Raw genomic sequence first — 15,392 nt, 5'->3', positions numbered from 1 at the left:
GTTCCTTAGAGGTCAATACGGGAAGGATCGCAGCAAGGTGTCAAAGCGTCGATCGCGGCATTACAGCTCGCGTCATCCCCGCCACAGCAATCTTGCAACATGAAACGAAGCAAGGCGTTCACCCCCTCCATTTTCGCCGAATAGATGATGCTGCGCCCCTCGCGTTGGCTGGTGATAAGCCCCGCATGCACGAGATGCGCAAGGTTTTGCGAACTGGTGTTTGGCTTGGCCTCAAGCGCTTGGGCGATATCACCCGCTGACATGCCTTTGGGGCCCGCTTTGATCAACAAACGAAAGGCCCGCAAGCGCAGGGGCTGGCTGAGGGCGGCAAAGGCTGTGAGTGCTGCTGAAGAATCCATACTTCATGAAATATAGAATAGTTATAAAGGATCAAGCTATTTGTAGATTTTTTCCACAATCCGCATGAGACGTCAGCTTTTGTTAAATCTTGCCGACTAGACTGAGCAGATGAAAAACCTGTTCGCAAAACTCCCCCTCCCATGGACCGAACTTTCGATCGGCCTGCCTGTCTTGATGATTTTGATCCTAAACAGTTGAAACGGTTGCCAGCGTTCTGAGCCGCGCCTAGGCTGTGCACAACTGTTTTGGAGGAGAAAACAATGACAGAGCGCAAACACGGGTTTGACACATTACAAGTGCATGCAGGGACTGGCCCTGATCCCGCAACAGGGGCACGCCAAGTGCCTATTTACCAAACAACAGCCTATGAATTTCGCGACGCGGATCACGCGGCGAAACTGTTTAACCTTGAAGAAGTGGGATACATCTATTCGCGCCTGACCAATCCCACCGTCGGCGCGTTGCAAAACCGCATCACAGCCCTCGAAGGGGGCGCTGGCGCAGTATGCTGTTCATCTGGTCACGCGGCGCAGATCATGGCGCTGTTTCCGCTCATGCAGCCTGGCACAAATATCGTTGCCTCTACAAGGCTTTACGGCGGTACGTTGACCCAATTCAGTCAGACATTCAAACGATTTGGCTGGTCTGCCACATTTGTCGATTTCGATGATCTTGATGCAGTCAAAGCGGCTATTGATGACGACACACGCGCGATTTTCTGTGAAACCATTGCCAACCCAGGGGGTTACATTACCGATCTGGATGCCCTGTCAGAGATCGCAAAAGACGCAGGCATTCCCTTGATCGTCGACAATACGACAGCTACGCCTTACCTGTGTCGCCCGATTGAACATGGCGCGACTTTGGTGGTCCATTCAACCACGAAATACATGACAGGCAACGGCACTGTGACAGGCGGTTGTGTGGTCGATTCTGGTAACTTTGACTGGATGGCCTCGGACAAATTCCCATCCCTTAGCCAACCAGAACCCGCCTATCACGGCTTGTGTTTTGGCGCGGCTCTGGGGCCTATGGCATTCACATTCCACGGTATCGCGATCGGCCTGCGCGATTTGGGAATGACCATGAACCCGCAAGGCGCGCATTACACTTTGATGGGGATAGAAACCCTTTCTTTGCGCATGCAACGCCATGTTGAAAACGCCGTAAAAGTGGCTGAATGGCTAGAAAAAGACGACCGCGTTGAAGCCGTAACCTACGCAGGTTTGGACTCCTCGCCTTACAAAGATCGCATGGCACGCATCTGTCCGAAAGGCGCAGGCGCGCTCTTCACGGTGGCGCTCAAAGGCGGCTATGACGCCTGCGTTGCCACTGTCGATAAAATGGAATTGTTCAGCCATGTGGCTAACTTAGGCGACACACGCAGCCTTGTGATCCACCCAGCATCAACAACCCACCGCCAATTATCTGAAGCAGAGCAAGTGAAAGCTGGCGCATCGCCAAATGTGCTACGTCTGTCTATAGGTATCGAAGATGTGGCAGATATTATCGCCGACCTAGATCAAGCAATTCAATAGGTTATCATCCCTTTCGAAGGTATGGAGTGAAGCGCGAAAACACGAAAACCCGCCTGTTATGGCGGGTTTTTCTTTGAGCGACCCATAAGAATTTTAATCTTGCAAAGCCCTTGCTTTTGCCAATTCGGGCAAAAAACGCTGCTCTAAATCACTGCCAACAAGCGGGCCTGTAAAACGATACAGAACTTCACCATCACCGTTGATGATAAAGGTTTCAGGCGGCGCGGAAACGCCCCAGTTGATCGCTTGGCGCATCGTTGTATCGGCGACAATGCCTGTAAACGGATTGCCGTAATCTTGCAAAAAACGGATCGATTGATCATGCGGATCGCGAATGGTCACGCCGTAAACGGGCAGCCCTTCGGCCGCGAATTTCATCAGGTTTGGATGCTCGGCGCGGCAAGGCGGACACCAGCTGGCCCAGAAATTTACCAGCTTCACTTCACCGTCTTGCAAAGTCGCACTGTCAAAGCTGTCGTAGCCTTCAAGGGCGACCACATCCAAAGCAGGGGCTTGGGAACCAACAAAGGTCGAGGGCAATTCATTGGGCGCATCACGGCCCATACCAAACAAGAACAAGCCTGCGAGACCTGCAAACACCAGTGGCGGCACAGCCATCAACGGAGAAAATTTAGCCATCAGATTTACGACGCTCCTCAGCAGCTTTCAGGCGTTTTTTGACGCGGCTAGATTGGACTACAGATAGGGCAATCAAGCCCAATAACAATGCTGCCGTTATCCCGTAGGCAGCCAAAACATCGCTCGCGTATTTTCCCAAATCTGGCATTATCCTTGCACCCTTTCGCGCAGTTCAATGGCATGTACCCGACGCTTGCGAATTTCTGTGCGCGTGCGCAGCAATACCAAGGCGACAAACATCAAGACAAATCCGAAAAGGGCGACCAAAGCAGGATACCAAAAGACATCCGCCACGTTTTCTTGCTTATCCAGTGACAAAGACGCGCCTTGATGCAGACCTTGGTTCCAAAAGTTCACCGCATAGCGCGATAAAAGCGCAAAGACGGAACCAACAAGGCATAAAACGGATGTGAGATCCGCAGCTGTGTCAGGGTCTTCTATGGCTTCCCATAAGGCGAGATAGCCGAGATAAAACAAGAATAAGATCAAAAACGATGTAAGGCGAGGATCCCATTCCCAATAAGTGCCCCACATAGGTTTGCCCCAAATCGCACCAGTGGCCAAAGCAATCAGCGTCATGATCAGGCCCACGGGGGCCGCGGCTTTGGCTGCGAGAACGGACACATGGTGACGGCGTATCAACCAGATCAAGGAGGCGATCAGCATCATCAGCCAAGCATTGATCGCGATCATCGCAGTCGGCACATGAATGTAGAAAATTTTGATTGTCGCCCCTTGGCGGTAATCATCAGGCGTGAAGAAAAAGCCCCAGATCAATCCGATCACGGTCACAACCGCGGCCGCGATAGAAATGATCGGCAATGCTTTTGCCGTCCAAGTCATGAACTTGTGCGGGTTTGCCCATTCCCAAAGTGATGCCATGTGATTGCTCCTGATGTCGCGCTCACTTTAAGGGTAAGCGCAGGTAATCTCAACTCAACTTCGTGTCAACGCAGCGCTATGCGAATGGCTGCGGCTGCGGCAAAGGGCAGCAGGGCGATGGCCCCTGCCGTGATCGCCGCCTGCATCATCAAAGGGGTTGCCACCTCAAACCCAAGCGCCCCGCGACGCACCACTTCAGCACCAAAAATCAAGGTGGGAATATATAACGGCAACACCAGCAGGCTCATCAATAAACCGCCGCGTTTCAGCCCGACCGTGATCGCAGCCCCGAATGCTCCAATGAATGACAAAGCGGGTGTGCCGATCAACAAAGTGACAATCAGCCAAAGGTAAGCCGCTGTTTCAAGGTGCAAAAGCACACCTAAAATCGGCGCAGCTATGACCAAAGGCAGGCCCGTGGTGATCCAATGAGCCAGTGCTTTCATGGCGACCACCCCTTCGAGCGGCACAGGGGCTGTCGCCAGTAAATCCAGCGATCCGTCTTCGTAGTCGAGCGCGAAAATACGGTCGAGCGACAAAAGGCAAGCCAGCAAAGCCCCAAGCCATAAGATGCCCGGCGCGATGGCCGCAAGCCGTTCTGAATTCGGGCCGATACCAAAGGGCACAAGTGTCACAAGGATCAAAAAGAATCCAAGTCCCAAGCCAAATCCGCCCCCTGCCCGCAAGGCCAAGATCAGGTCACGTTGCAGTAAGCGGATCATAGGAAAGCCCCGTCTTCATCGGAGTCAAAGCCTGTCGCAAAATCGCCAGACTGCGATGCCAGTTTTGCGCGATGCGGTGTCACATCCAAGACCTGCGCCTCGAATCCAAGATCAATATGGGTTGCCACGATCATAGCGCCCCCTGTGGCCAAATGCTGTTGGACCGCAGCCGCGAACAAAGCGACGGAGGAGGCATCGAGCGATACAGTCGGTTCATCCAAAATCCACAAAGGTCGCCCAGTGACCAATAAGCGCGCAAGGCCCAAGCGGCGCTTTTGCCCCGCCGATAAATTGCCCGCAGCGCGCCCCGTCAGACGCGTCAGATCAAAAGCTGCCAAGGCAGGCTGGATATCTGTTTGACCGTATACGCCGGCCCAGAATTTCAGATTTTCGCTAACTGTCAGCGTGGATTTCAACCCGTCAGCATGGGCAGCATATGCGATATGATCGGGATCAACATGCACTTGGCCTTGGCTGGGGGTTTGCAAGCCAGCGAGGGTGCGCAGCAAGGTTGTTTTACCCGATCCATTCGGACCGCGCAGCACTAAAACTTCGCCTGCGGACAGTGTGAATGTCAGTCGCTCAAGCACGGGGATCCCCCCGCGCGTGACGCTAAGATTGGTGGTTGAAAGCAAGCTCATAGGCGCGAGACTACAGGCAAAGCTGCGGGTTTCAAACGGGTAAGAGTGCCACAGCAACGCGGCGGCCTTCTGATGCCAAAATATTGTAACTGCGGCAGGCTGTAGGCGTGGCCATAACTTCGGTTCCAATGCCTGCTTGATCCAAGGCGTCGCGCAGGGGTTTAGGCAAATAGGCCAAGCTTTCACCCGTACCGAACACGATGAAATCAATCCGATCTTTGAGGGCCAAAAGCGGGGCTATGTCATCAAAACCGCCCCATTCTGGCGTCTCTGCTTCGATCAAAAGCATAGGGCCTGTGTGGACCTTGCCCTCAACGCGAAAGAAATTCGGACCGTAGCTGTCAATCGGTACAGCACCTTCAAAAGCGATGTCATTTATATGCATAACCGCCCCCTGAGTTAAACCGCGCTGCCGTCGGTTTGGATACCTGGCGTTGGGTCTTTTTTATCCCAATCGCGTTTCACCCCAAGCCAAAGCAGGAATTTAGACGCCACAAAGACCGAAGACCACGTGCCGACAACCACACCCAAAGTCATCGCGAAGACAAACCCACGGATCACATCACCGCCCAAGACCAGCAAAGCGATCAAGGCGATCAAAGTGGTGCCCGACGTCATGATGGTGCGCGCCAAAGTTTCGTTAATCGACAGGTTCAACACACCGTCAAGGTCCATCTTTTTATACTTACGCAGGTTTTCACGCACGCGGTCGAACACAACCACCGTATCGTTCAAAGAATAGCCCACAATGGTCAATAGCGCTGCGATGATCGTCAGGTCGAACTGAATTCTAAACAGCGCAAAGATGCCGATCGTAATGGCAACATCATGCACAAGCGCGGCCACGGCCCCAAGGGCAAATTGCCACTCAAAGCGCAGCCAGATGTAGAACAGCACAGCGCCAATCGCGGCCGCGACAGCCATAACAGCAGTTTTGATCAGCTCGCCCGAGACCTTTGGCCCCACGGATTCAACGGATGGAAAGGTGATGCTTGGGTCAACCAATTGTAGAGCTTCTTCGACAATCGCGATGGTTTCGGGTGTGACAGATTCAACATCGTCCTGTGCTTCGATCCGCACCATAGCGACATGTTGGTTTTCGTCAAAATTGGGATCGAACACTTCGGTAATCGAAATATCGCCCAAGCCCAAAGGTTCCATCGCTGCACGGTAATCAGCCACGCTGACAGCGCTTTCAGATTGGGTGCGGATGGTTGTTCCACCACGGAAATCAATGCCGAAATTGAGCCCCAAGACAGCAAATGCGATCAAGGCGGCAACAACAGCGGAAGCAGAGATACCAAAGGTAAACTTCGCCCGTTTAAAGAAATCGACTTTTGTGTCGTCCTTGACCAAACGCACACCTTTAAGGGTCCAGCCTTTGCGGTTCTTGCGGTGGAACCACATCGCGACAATCGCGCGCGTGACGTAGATCGCGGTGAATACCGAGGTCAAGATCCCCAAAGCCAAGGTTACGGCAAAACCTTTGACAGGACCAGAGCCCATGATGAACAGGATCGCTGCCGTGATGAATGTAGTGATATTGGCGTCGATAATCGCGGAGAGGGCTTTTTCATAGCCAAGCTCAATCGCACGCCCCACCCCTTTCGAGGTTTTCAATTCTTCACGAATGCGTTCGAAAATCAACACATTGGCGTCCACAGCCATACCTACGGTCAAAACAATCCCCGCAATACCTGGCAAGGTCAGTGTGGCACCGATGGCAGACAAAAAGCCAAACAGCAAAGCCACGTTGATGATCAAAGCAATATTGGCAAAGATACCGAACAGCCCGTATGCCAGCCCCATAAAGACCAAGACAGCCGCAAAAGCGACAAGGGTCGCAATCTTACCAGCTGCGATTGAATCCGCGCCCAGTTCTGGCCCGATGGTGCGTTCTTCTAGGAAATTGATCTTGGCAGGCAAAGCGCCTGCGCGCAAAAGCACAGCCAATTCGGTGGATTCCTCAATGGTGAAGTTGCCCGAAATCTGGCCTGACCCGCCACGGATGGCTTCGTTAATACGTGGGGCGGAAATTACTTCGTTGTCCAAAACAATCGCAAATGGACGCCCTACATTCGCCGCCGTGTAATCACCAAACTTACGCGCCCCCGTGGCATTAAAGCGGAACGTGACAGCGGGTCCACCGTTTTGATCAAAGGCAGGTTGGCTATCCGTCAACTCGTCGCCTGTCACAACGGGAGTACTTTCCAAAATGTAATACACACCATTGCCCGAAATATCAGGCGCAATAAAATTCCGCGCGCCTGGCGCTTGGTCTGGATTGCTCGTCTGGCTTACAACGGCATGAAAGGTCAGTTTTGCCGTTGTGCCGATCAGGGACTTCAACTCCGACGCTGAGCCAATACCAGGCACTTGGATCAAAATACGGTCTTCGCCTTGACGTTGGATCGTTGGTTCGCGTGTGCCGACCTCATCCACACGGCGGCGAATGATTTCCAATGATTGCTGCATCGTGCGATCATCTGTTGCGGCCTTTTCAGCCTCAGACAATTGCACAGTGATCACGTCATTATTGGCACTCACCGCGATGTCGTTTTGACCCGCTGCTGTCAAAGAGACCACTGGTGTGGCCAAACTGCGCACGGCTTTCAAAGCTGTTTCCATCTGATCCGCATTGGAAATACGCACGCGCAAAACGCCCTCTGGGGCATCCACACGGCGAATTGTGCCGATTGTTGCGCGCTCGTCACGCAAAACATCGCGAATGCTTGGCCAATATCCATCCATACGCGTGGCATAAACTTCTGCCACATTCACTTCGCCCAGCAAATGCGCCCCGCCGCGCAAATCAAGACCAAGGTTGACCAGATTTTCCGCCATCCAACTGGGCCAAGCATCGCGCTCTGCCGCTAGAATTTCCGTTTCTCCCGATGTTTCAATCGTCACCAAAGCGTCATTGTGACTTTCAACGCGCCCGTAAAATGCGTTGGGCAGCGCCGCATAAAGACCAAGGGCGACAAGGCCCCAAATAACGATCCGTTTCCAAAGGGGGAAGTTCAGCATGAATGGGCCTATCAGCAAGGCGCGCGACTGCGCGGGGTTAGTCGGATATATTTCGCCGCATCACGCGCGGACTAGAAACATCATGGGTCTTAAATGTCCAAAAGGCCCGCAAAACCTCGCGAGCCTTTTATGACTGGTTCTTAGGGCCTTAGGCCGCTGGCTCTGTCTTGGAAATGACATTGGCCAATGTGCCTTTGAGCACGCGTACTTTTACGCCTTCTGCCAATTCAACTTCCAATTCGCCGTCTTCTTTAACCTTGGTCACTTTGCCCAACAAACCGCCAGCAGTCACAACCTGATCGCCGCGACGTACCGCTTCGATCATTGCTTTGTGCTCTTTGGCTTTCTTTTGCTGTGGACGGATCATGAGGAAATACATGATCGCGAAAATCGCAATAAGCGGCACGAATTGCATGATAGGGTTGCCGCCTGCGCCGCCTGCGGCTTGTGCATATGCTGGAGTTACGAACATTAAGTCGTCCTTTTGGTAGCTGCACGAAAGGCCATCCCTTCGTGCTAAAATTACAAAGCAAGAGGCAGATTCCACCCCCCAAGTCGACGCGCACCCTAAGCGCCTGCGCAGGGCTTGGCAAGCGACCCTTGGGCCAAATAAACAACAGCTTTGTCGCGTTTCAAGCGTGACATCCGCGCCCGTTGCCGTTGATATAGGGAGGATTTTGAGAATTTAAATTTGATTGGCCGAAAAATGAGCGAGAAAAACGGATTTTTGAACTGGCTTGGACTGAAATCTATCCCTGATTGGGGCAAATCAAAAACACTGGGCGTTTTTATTGGGTTTGCCCTGATGTGCTTGGCCTTCGTGACGCTTCTGATAGGATTGTTCGCCATTTTTGGCCTTAGCAAAGCGCTCTATCTTTATGCCGCTGGTGGAGATCAGGCCAAAGATGCATCAGAGGCTATTCGCAACATTGGCTTACTGGTCGTTGCCCTCGTCGCCCTGCCCTTTACAATCTATCGCCTCAAGCTCACCACCGAACAGAACAGGCATAATGAAGATGTGATGTTCAACGAGAAATTAAACGACGCCAACAATGACCTGCATGCGCGCTATCAGACCAGCGAAAAGCAAGAGGACCGCTATGTGGATGTCTGGAAAGACGACATCATCCGCCGCAATGGCGCAATCGATCGGCTAGAAGCCCTAGCAATTGAACGCCCCGCCATGGCCCCGCGCATTGCACGGATGCTCTGCGTATACCTGCGCGAAATGACGCGAGACTATCCTGCCGAAAAAATGCCCCAAGGCCTGGAAGGTTTTGAACTTCGGAAATGGGCCAATGATCTTGAAGTCAAACGCTCTGACATGGAAACAGCAGCGCAGGTCTTGGGCCGTTTGCACGAGCAGACAAAGGTGCCTGCCACCGAATTGGCCATTGACCTGACAGGCGTCAATCTACAAGCGATGCAACTCGACGGACTAAATTTCGAGCACGCTAAGATGAACAATTCAGCACTGGATGGGGCTAAAATTCTCTTTGCGAATTTCACCCGAGCACAACTTAACTATGCGACACTCGTGAATGCAAGCCTCCACAGAGCGAAGCTCGTCGAGGCAGAAATGCGATCTGCTACTCTCGACGGGGCGAATTTAATGGGCGTAAGTCTCGAGGCGGCAGATCTAGGCTATGCAAGTTTCAATGAAAAAACAGACCTCAGGGCCGTGCATGCAACGGGTGCGACCCTGAGGTCTGTCAATTTAAAAGACGTCCCTAACTTAGGTGATCTTGTCACATCAGCTTTTGGTGATGCTACTGTGATGCTGCCCGACGACATCAAACCCTTGGTCAAAGACAAGTGGCCAACCAGCGCGCTAAACTATAAAGAATACCTAAAGGAGTGGGCGCTTTTCAAAAAAGATCCCGACGCCTATATCCCGCCTCAACTTCGCAAAGAATAGCATCACGCCCCTAACCGCTACAGGCCGCACCCGCCCGCGGCGGGCCGTGCCCGCTTGATCCCGCCCTCGCCCTATTGCATAAGCAGCACAACAGATTTCCAATCCAAGGACTCCTCAGATGCATGACATCAAATCCATTCGCGAAAATCCTGATGCTTTTGACGCGAGCCTTGCGCGCCGTGGGTTGGATGGGATGTCGGCTGACATTTTGGCCATCGATTCCGCACGCCGCGCGATGATTGTCGCCGCCGAAGAGGCCAAAGCCGCGCAGAACAAAGCCTCTAAAGAAGTGGGGGCCGCCAAAGCCCGTGGGGATGAGGCAGAATTTGAACGCCTGCGTGCGCTTGTGGCTGAGAAAAAGGCCGAAGTTGCGCAGTTGAACGAAGATGCAAAGGCCAAAGACGCAGAGCTGACAGATGCGCTGGCGCGTATTCCGAACTTGCCTGCCGAGGCCGCACCTGAGGGCAAAGACGAAGATGACAACGTCGAAGTCAAAACATGGGGCGATGTGCCGTCTTTCGATTTCGAGCCAAAGGAGCATTATGAAATTGCCTCTGTGCAGGCGTCGATGGATTTCGAAACGGGCGCCAAGTTATCTGGCACGCGTTTTGTGGTGCTAAAAGGCGGCGTGGCGCGCATTCACCGCGCTTTGGCGCAGTTCATGATCGACACCCATGTGGACGAAAACGGGCTCACAGAAGTGAACACGCCCGTCATGGTGCGCGACGAGGCCATGTATGGCACAGATAAATTGCCAAAATTCGGTGACGACAGCTATCAGACCACAAACGGCTGGTGGTTGATCCCGACATCCGAAGTGCCGCTGACCTATTCTGTCGCGGGGGATGTTTTGGACGCGGCGCAGTTGCCGATCCGCATGACAGCGCATTCTTTGTGTTTCCGTTCAGAAGCGGGTTCTGCAGGTCGCGATACATCGGGCATGTTGCGCCAACACCAGTTTGAAAAGGTCGAAATGGTGTCGATCACCCATCCAGACGACTCTGACGCGGAACAAGCGCGGATGTTGGGCTGTGCCGAAGGTATTTTGGAAAAGCTTGGCGTGGCCTACCGCACCGTTGATTTGTGCACAGGCGACATGGGCTTTGGCGCGCGGCGTACATTTGATATCGAAGCTTGGTTACCAGGTCAAAATGCCTATCGCGAAATTTCATCAGTCTCCACCACGGGCGATTTCCAAGCGCGCCGTATGAACGCACGGTTTAAGCCAGCCGATGGCGGCAAGCCCGAGTTCGTGCACACGCTCAATGGCTCTGGCTTGGCTGTCGGGCGCACCTTGATTGCTGTGCTGGAAAACGGTCAAAACGCGGACGGCACTGTGACATTGCCAGCGGTCTTGGCACCTTATTTGGGCGGAAAAACCACGCTGACACTCGAGGGCACTTTGGCGTAACGTCTAAAATTGCATGATACGCGATCAAAAGCGGGCCTATGTGATCACAGGTTTGATCAATGGGTCCGCTTTTTTCGTTTCACGTCAGTATTTTATTGAACCAAAGCGCCATTCGGCGCGTTATCAATAAAAAGAAAGGACATTTTATGCGATTTCAAGCCATTCTTCTTGCATGTGCCACCCTCGCCTTTGTTGCTGGTCCGTTTTTGGTGCCCCAGTTTGGCGGGTTCGACCCCGCGCTTTACCCCTATCCGCAAATTGACCCGCCTGTGCAGCCTGCTGGCTATGCCTTTGCCCTATGGGGCGTGATCTATCTTTGGTTACTGGTCCACGCAGGGATGAGCCTGTTCAAACGTCATGATGCCCAAGACTGGGCCCCGATGCGGATGCCTTTGTTTTGGTCATTGCTGGTGGGTGCGGGCTGGTTATCGGTGGCGGAGGTCTCACCAGTTTGGGCCCAACTGATGATTTTTATCATGCTAGGCTTTGCCCTGATCGCCATGAAGCGTGCGCCTGTTTTGGACCCTTGGCTGGCCCGCGCCCCTGTGGCGCTTTATGCAGGCTGGTTGACGGCGGCAAGTTTCGCGGGGCTGGGATTGCTTGGCGCAGGCTACGGCATGGTTTTGGGCGAATTGGGCTGGGCTTATCTGTGTTTGATCGCGGCCTTTGCTCTGGCCCTTTGGGGGCGTAAACTGCGCCCTGACGCGCCGTTTTACACCTTGGGCGTGGCATGGGCGCTGATCGCGATCGCCGCCAAAAACTGGGACCACCATTGGGGACTTGTTGGGCTGGCCAGTCTTGGTGCTTTTGCCCTCGTGATCATGAGCCTGCGCGCGTTCAAATTGGAAGCAGATCTTGAGCGCCCAATTTAAATTTTAGCCGCGCCGCCCCGATTTATCCCGCAGCAGATGCAGGGCGGCGCGCGCCACGTCATCAACCTTATCTGACATGGGCAGGCGTTTGGCGTAGATATCTTTCAGCGGCACCCAAGCGGCATCCAGTGCATCATCATCCGCGACAGGTTCGCCTGAGACGTATTCACAAAGCACAGCGCCAAGCACGAAATGATGGGTCACATTCCCTTGCCCGTCGCCGTGGTCATCGCGGTGGATAAATTCAGCGGTGTCAATAAGTTGCACAGGTTTGGCGATGACCCCCGTTTCCTCATGCAATTCACGCACAGCGGCCTCGGCAAAACTTTCGCCGAACTCCACATGCCCACCCGCATAGCCCCAAGTGCCAGCATCTGGCGGGTTCTTACGCTGCACCAAAAGCGCGTGATCGTCGCGGATCACCACCGCCAGCGCGCCAAGTTTGGGCGACCTGTGGGTCACTCGGCGGCCTTGCGCGCTGCGATCTTTTCCAACATCGGCTTGAGATAGCGCCCCGTATGCGAGGCCTCGACCTCGGCCACTTGTTCTGGCGTGCCTGTGGCCACGATCATACCGCCGCCATCGCCGCCCTCAGGGCCGATATCGATGATGTGGTCGGCGGTTTTGATGACATCCAGATTATGCTCAATCACGATCATGGAATTGCCCTGATCGACCAGCTCGTGCAGCACTTCGAGCAGTTTTTTAACGTCTTCAAAATGCAGGCCCGTTGTTGGCTCATCAAGGATATAGAGCGTGCGCCCCGTAGAGCGCTTGGCCAGCTCTTTCGACAGTTTGACCCGCTGCGCTTCACCGCCTGATAGGGTCGTCGCCTGTTGCCCGACTTTGATATAGCCAAGCCCCACCCGCATCAGCGCATCCATCTTGTCACGGATGCTTGGCACAGCTTTGAAAAATTCTTGCGCGTCTTCAACAGTCATATCAAGAACATCGGCTATGCTCTTGCCTTTAAACTGAACTTCCAAAGTTTCGCGGTTGTAACGTGCCCCTTTGCAGGTCTCACATTCAACGTAAACATCAGGCAAAAAGTGCATTTCGATCTTGATCACACCATCGCCTTGGCAGGCCTCACAGCGCCCGCCTTTGACGTTGAAACTAAAGCGTCCAGGTTTATAGCCGCGCGCTTTGGATTCAGGGAGCCCTGCGAACCATTCACGGATCGGCGTGAAGGCCCCAGTGTAAGTGGCGGGATTGGATCGCGGCGTGCGCCCGATCGGGCGTTGGTCGATATCGATGACCTTGTCCAAATGCTCAAGCCCGCGAATTTCATCGCAAGGCGCAGGCGTTTGACGTGCACCATTCAAGCGGGTTGAGGCGGTTTTAAACAGAGTTTCCAAGGTCAGCGTTGACTTGCCGCCCCCCGACACACCAGAAACCACAACGAATTGTCCCAAGGGAAAATCGGCTGTGACATTTTTCAGATTGTTGCCCGTGGCATTGACCACCTTGATCTTTTTCTTATTCCCCTTGCGGCGCTTTTCAGGCACGGGAATTTCACGTTTGCCTGTCAGATATTCGCCTGTAATCGACCCTTTTGCGGTCTCTATTTCGGCGGGCGTGCCCTTGGCAACAACTTGCCCGCCATGAACGCCCGCACCTGGCCCGATGTCGAAAACATAGTCAGCTTCGCGGATCATGTCCTCGTCATGTTCCACAACAATCACTGTATTGCCTTGATTGCGCAGCTTTTTCAGCGTGCCGATCAGACGGTCATTGTCGCGTTGGTGCAGGCCGATTGAAGGTTCGTCGAGCACGTATAAAACGCCCTGCAGCCCAGACCCGATTTGAGACGCCAAGCGGATGCGTTGGCTTTCCCCGCCAGACAGCGTGCCTGAGTTGCGCGACAAGGACAGGTAATCCAAACCAACATTGTTCAAAAACCCAAGGCGTTCGCGGATTTCTTTGATGATGGCACGCGCAATTTCTTGTTTTTGCGGGCTCAGGTGCGCGTCTATGCCGTCGACCCAATCAAAGGCATCCTTGATCGACAATTGCACCACCTCGCCTGCATGCATGCGGTTGCTTTCAGGCCCGATTTTGACGGCCAGTGCTTCGGGGCGCAGACGATAGCCGCCACACGTGCCGCAGGGGCGGTTGTTTTGGTAGCGTTCGAATTCTTCGCGAATCCAGTTGGAATCGGTCTCGCGGTAGCGGCGTTCCATATTGGGGATCACACCTTCGAAGCTGCGCGTGACTTCGTAAACGCGGCCGCCTTCGTCGTAGCGAAATTTGATTTCTTCATCGCCAGAGCCACGCAAAAACACCTGTTGGATGGCCTCAGGCAGGTCTTTCCATGGACTCGATTCTTTGAACCCGTAGTGTTTGGCGATGGCTTCGATGGTTTGGCGGAAATAGGGTGACTTGCCTTTGCGCCATGGGGCAATCGCGCCGTCATAGACTTTCAGCGTCGCGTCAGGCACCACAAGACGTTCGTCGAAAAACAACTCAGCCCCCAGCCCGTCACATTTCGGACAAGCGCCAAAAGGCGTGTTGAAAGAAAACAAGCGTGGCTCGATTTCAGGGATGGTAAAGCCAGAGACAGGACAGGCGAAGTTTTCAGAAAATGTGATGCGCTCTGCCTCGCCCTCGCCTTCGCGCGGCGCGGTTTCCAAAATCGCGATCCCATCGGCCAGATCAAGCGCTGTACGCAGGGAATCCGCCAAACGGGTTTCCAAACCTTCGCGCACCACAATACGGTCCACCACCACATCAATGTTATGGCGGTATTTTTTATCCAATGTGGGCGGCTCATCCAATTCGTAGAATTCGCCATCCACCTTTACCCGTTGAAAGCCCTGTTTGCGCAGTTCTAAAAACTCTTTGCGGTATTCCCCTTTACGGTCGCGCACGATGGGCGCCAGCAAAAAGCCGCGTGTGCTTTCAGGCAGCGCCATGACGATATCAACCATATCTTGGACCTGTTGCGCTTCAATCGGGTCGCCTGTCGCAGGGCTATAGGGCGTTCCAGCGCGCGCAAAAAGCAAACGCATGTAGTCGTAAATCTCGGTCACAGTGCCCACGGTTGAGCGCGGGTTTTTCGATGTGGTTTTTTGTTCAATCGAGATCGCAGGACTAAGGCCTGAGATGTGATCCACATCAGGTTTGCCCATCATATCAAGGAATTGCCGCGCATAGGCGCTCAAAGATTCCACATAGCGGCGCTGACCTTCGGCATAGATTGTATCAAAAGCCAGTGACGATTTCCCCGACCCTGAGAGGCCCGTGATGACCACAAGCTGGTCGCGTGGGATATCCACATCTATATTCTTGAGATTGTGCTCGCGCGCACCTCTGACTTCGATTGATTTCAGTTCTGCCATCTGCCCAACACCCGTGTAATTTCACCCAAAGCCCGAGGCTT

At 53.7% G+C, this 15,392-nt stretch carries 15 protein-coding genes; 4 read left to right on the top strand and 11 right to left on the bottom strand.

What is annotated here, in order from left to right; genetic code table 11:
* Window positions 1-5 precede the first annotated feature (5 nt).
* Window positions 6-359: an ArsR/SmtB family transcription factor gene (locus EDD53_RS01675; protein ID WP_123791465.1), complete on the bottom strand. Its 354-nt coding sequence runs from the start codon at window positions 357-359 to the stop codon at window positions 6-8.
* A 261-nt stretch (window positions 360-620) separates the two neighbouring features.
* Here EDD53_RS01675 and EDD53_RS01670 point away from each other — a divergent pair, with 261 nt between their 5' ends.
* Complete coding sequence (locus tag EDD53_RS01670; RefSeq protein ID WP_123791464.1) at window positions 621-1,898, top strand: O-acetylhomoserine aminocarboxypropyltransferase/cysteine synthase family protein; 1,278 nt, start codon at window positions 621-623, stop codon at window positions 1,896-1,898.
* A gap of 93 nt (window positions 1,899-1,991) precedes the next feature.
* On the opposite strand, the gene EDD53_RS01665 is transcribed toward EDD53_RS01670, so the two are convergent.
* The 8 genes from EDD53_RS01665 to yajC all read right to left on the bottom strand — a co-directional run bounded on the left by EDD53_RS01665 (window position 1,992) and on the right by yajC (window position 8,281).
* Complete coding sequence (locus EDD53_RS01665) at window positions 1,992-2,537, bottom strand: DsbE family thiol:disulfide interchange protein (protein WP_123791463.1); 546 nt, start codon at window positions 2,535-2,537, stop codon at window positions 1,992-1,994.
* Complete coding sequence (ccmD, locus tag EDD53_RS01660; protein ID WP_342772280.1) at window positions 2,530-2,685, bottom strand: heme exporter protein CcmD; 156 nt, start codon at window positions 2,683-2,685, stop codon at window positions 2,530-2,532. Before ccmD ends, EDD53_RS01665 begins: the two co-directional genes overlap by 8 nt.
* A complete protein-coding gene (locus EDD53_RS01655; RefSeq protein ID WP_123791461.1) occupies window positions 2,685-3,419 on the bottom strand; it encodes a heme ABC transporter permease in 735 nt (244 codons plus the stop codon). The genes ccmD and EDD53_RS01655 overlap by 1 nt, the downstream gene beginning before the upstream one ends.
* A 65-nt stretch (window positions 3,420-3,484) precedes the next feature.
* Window positions 3,485-4,141: a heme exporter protein CcmB gene (ccmB, locus tag EDD53_RS01650; RefSeq protein WP_123791460.1), complete on the bottom strand. Its 657-nt coding sequence runs from the start codon at window positions 4,139-4,141 to the stop codon at window positions 3,485-3,487.
* Window positions 4,138-4,782, bottom strand: coding sequence for a heme ABC exporter ATP-binding protein CcmA (ccmA, locus tag EDD53_RS01645; RefSeq protein ID WP_123791459.1), 645 nt, complete (start codon window positions 4,780-4,782; stop codon window positions 4,138-4,140). Before ccmA ends, ccmB begins: the two co-directional genes overlap by 4 nt.
* Before the next feature lie 31 nt (window positions 4,783-4,813).
* Complete coding sequence (locus EDD53_RS01640; protein ID WP_123791458.1) at window positions 4,814-5,167, bottom strand: Mth938-like domain-containing protein; 354 nt, start codon at window positions 5,165-5,167, stop codon at window positions 4,814-4,816.
* 14 nt (window positions 5,168-5,181) lie between these two features.
* The gene (gene secD, locus EDD53_RS01635; protein WP_123791457.1) at window positions 5,182-7,809 is read right to left on the bottom strand and encodes a protein translocase subunit SecD; all 2,628 of its coding nucleotides are present in this window, start codon (window positions 7,807-7,809) and stop codon (window positions 5,182-5,184) included.
* Window positions 7,810-7,957: 148 nt separating this feature from the next.
* A complete protein-coding gene (yajC, locus tag EDD53_RS01630) occupies window positions 7,958-8,281 on the bottom strand; it encodes a preprotein translocase subunit YajC (protein WP_123791456.1) in 324 nt (107 codons plus the stop codon).
* A gap of 234 nt (window positions 8,282-8,515) precedes the next feature.
* On the opposite strand from yajC, the gene EDD53_RS01625 reads away from it, so the two are divergent.
* From EDD53_RS01625 to EDD53_RS01615, 3 genes are all read left to right on the top strand, one after another.
* Window positions 8,516-9,727 carry a pentapeptide repeat-containing protein gene (locus EDD53_RS01625; protein WP_123791455.1) on the top strand — a complete coding sequence of 404 codons (1,212 nt, stop codon included), beginning with the start codon at window positions 8,516-8,518 and terminating at the stop codon, window positions 9,725-9,727.
* Window positions 9,728-9,845: 118 nt separating this feature from the next.
* Window positions 9,846-11,138, top strand: a complete 1,293-nt coding sequence (gene serS, locus EDD53_RS01620; RefSeq protein ID WP_123791454.1) for a serine--tRNA ligase — start codon at window positions 9,846-9,848, stop codon at window positions 11,136-11,138.
* 146 nt (window positions 11,139-11,284) lie between these two features.
* Window positions 11,285-12,010, top strand: coding sequence for a hypothetical protein (locus EDD53_RS01615; protein WP_123791453.1), 726 nt, complete (start codon window positions 11,285-11,287; stop codon window positions 12,008-12,010).
* Window positions 12,011-12,013: 3 nt separating this feature from the next.
* Here the strand turns inward: EDD53_RS01615 and EDD53_RS01610 are convergent, their stop codons facing one another.
* Both EDD53_RS01610 and uvrA read right to left on the bottom strand, forming a co-directional pair.
* Entirely contained in the window at window positions 12,014-12,472 is a 459-nt protein-coding gene (locus EDD53_RS01610; RefSeq protein ID WP_123791452.1) for an NUDIX hydrolase, read from the bottom strand.
* The gene (gene uvrA, locus EDD53_RS01605) at window positions 12,469-15,351 is read right to left on the bottom strand and encodes an excinuclease ABC subunit UvrA (protein ID WP_123791451.1); all 2,883 of its coding nucleotides are present in this window, start codon (window positions 15,349-15,351) and stop codon (window positions 12,469-12,471) included. Before uvrA ends, EDD53_RS01610 begins: the two co-directional genes overlap by 4 nt.
* Window positions 15,352-15,392 lie beyond the last annotated feature (41 nt).

Origin of the sequence: Pacificibacter maritimus, assembly GCF_003814915.1 — a bacterium.
Taxonomy (GTDB): Bacteria; Pseudomonadota; Alphaproteobacteria; order Rhodobacterales; family Rhodobacteraceae; genus Celeribacter; species Celeribacter maritimus.
This window is presented reverse-complemented; position numbering and strand designations above follow the sequence as displayed.

Coding starts and splice junctions, on each gene's coding strand:
- EDD53_RS01625 (WP_123791455.1), top strand. CDS start 8,516: ATGAGCGAGAAAAACGGATTTTTGAACTGGCTTGGACTGAAATCTATC.
- secD (WP_123791457.1), bottom strand. CDS start 7,809: ATGCTGAACTTCCCCCTTTGGAAACGGATCGTTATTTGGGGCCTTGTC.
- uvrA (WP_123791451.1), bottom strand. CDS start 15,351: ATGGCAGAACTGAAATCAATCGAAGTCAGAGGTGCGCGCGAGCACAAT.
- EDD53_RS01615 (WP_123791453.1), top strand. CDS start 11,285: ATGCGATTTCAAGCCATTCTTCTTGCATGTGCCACCCTCGCCTTTGTT.
- ccmB (WP_123791460.1), bottom strand. CDS start 4,141: ATGATCCGCTTACTGCAACGTGACCTGATCTTGGCCTTGCGGGCAGGG.
- EDD53_RS01665 (WP_123791463.1), bottom strand. CDS start 2,537: ATGGCTAAATTTTCTCCGTTGATGGCTGTGCCGCCACTGGTGTTTGCA.
- yajC (WP_123791456.1), bottom strand. CDS start 8,281: ATGTTCGTAACTCCAGCATATGCACAAGCCGCAGGCGGCGCAGGCGGC.
- ccmA (WP_123791459.1), bottom strand. CDS start 4,782: ATGAGCTTGCTTTCAACCACCAATCTTAGCGTCACGCGCGGGGGGATC.
- serS (WP_123791454.1), top strand. CDS start 9,846: ATGCATGACATCAAATCCATTCGCGAAAATCCTGATGCTTTTGACGCG.
- EDD53_RS01675 (WP_123791465.1), bottom strand. CDS start 359: ATGGATTCTTCAGCAGCACTCACAGCCTTTGCCGCCCTCAGCCAGCCC.
- ccmD (WP_342772280.1), bottom strand. CDS start 2,685: ATGCCAGATTTGGGAAAATACGCGAGCGATGTTTTGGCTGCCTACGGG.
- EDD53_RS01640 (WP_123791458.1), bottom strand. CDS start 5,167: ATGCATATAAATGACATCGCTTTTGAAGGTGCTGTACCGATTGACAGC.
- EDD53_RS01655 (WP_123791461.1), bottom strand. CDS start 3,419: ATGGCATCACTTTGGGAATGGGCAAACCCGCACAAGTTCATGACTTGG.
- EDD53_RS01670 (WP_123791464.1), top strand. CDS start 621: ATGACAGAGCGCAAACACGGGTTTGACACATTACAAGTGCATGCAGGG.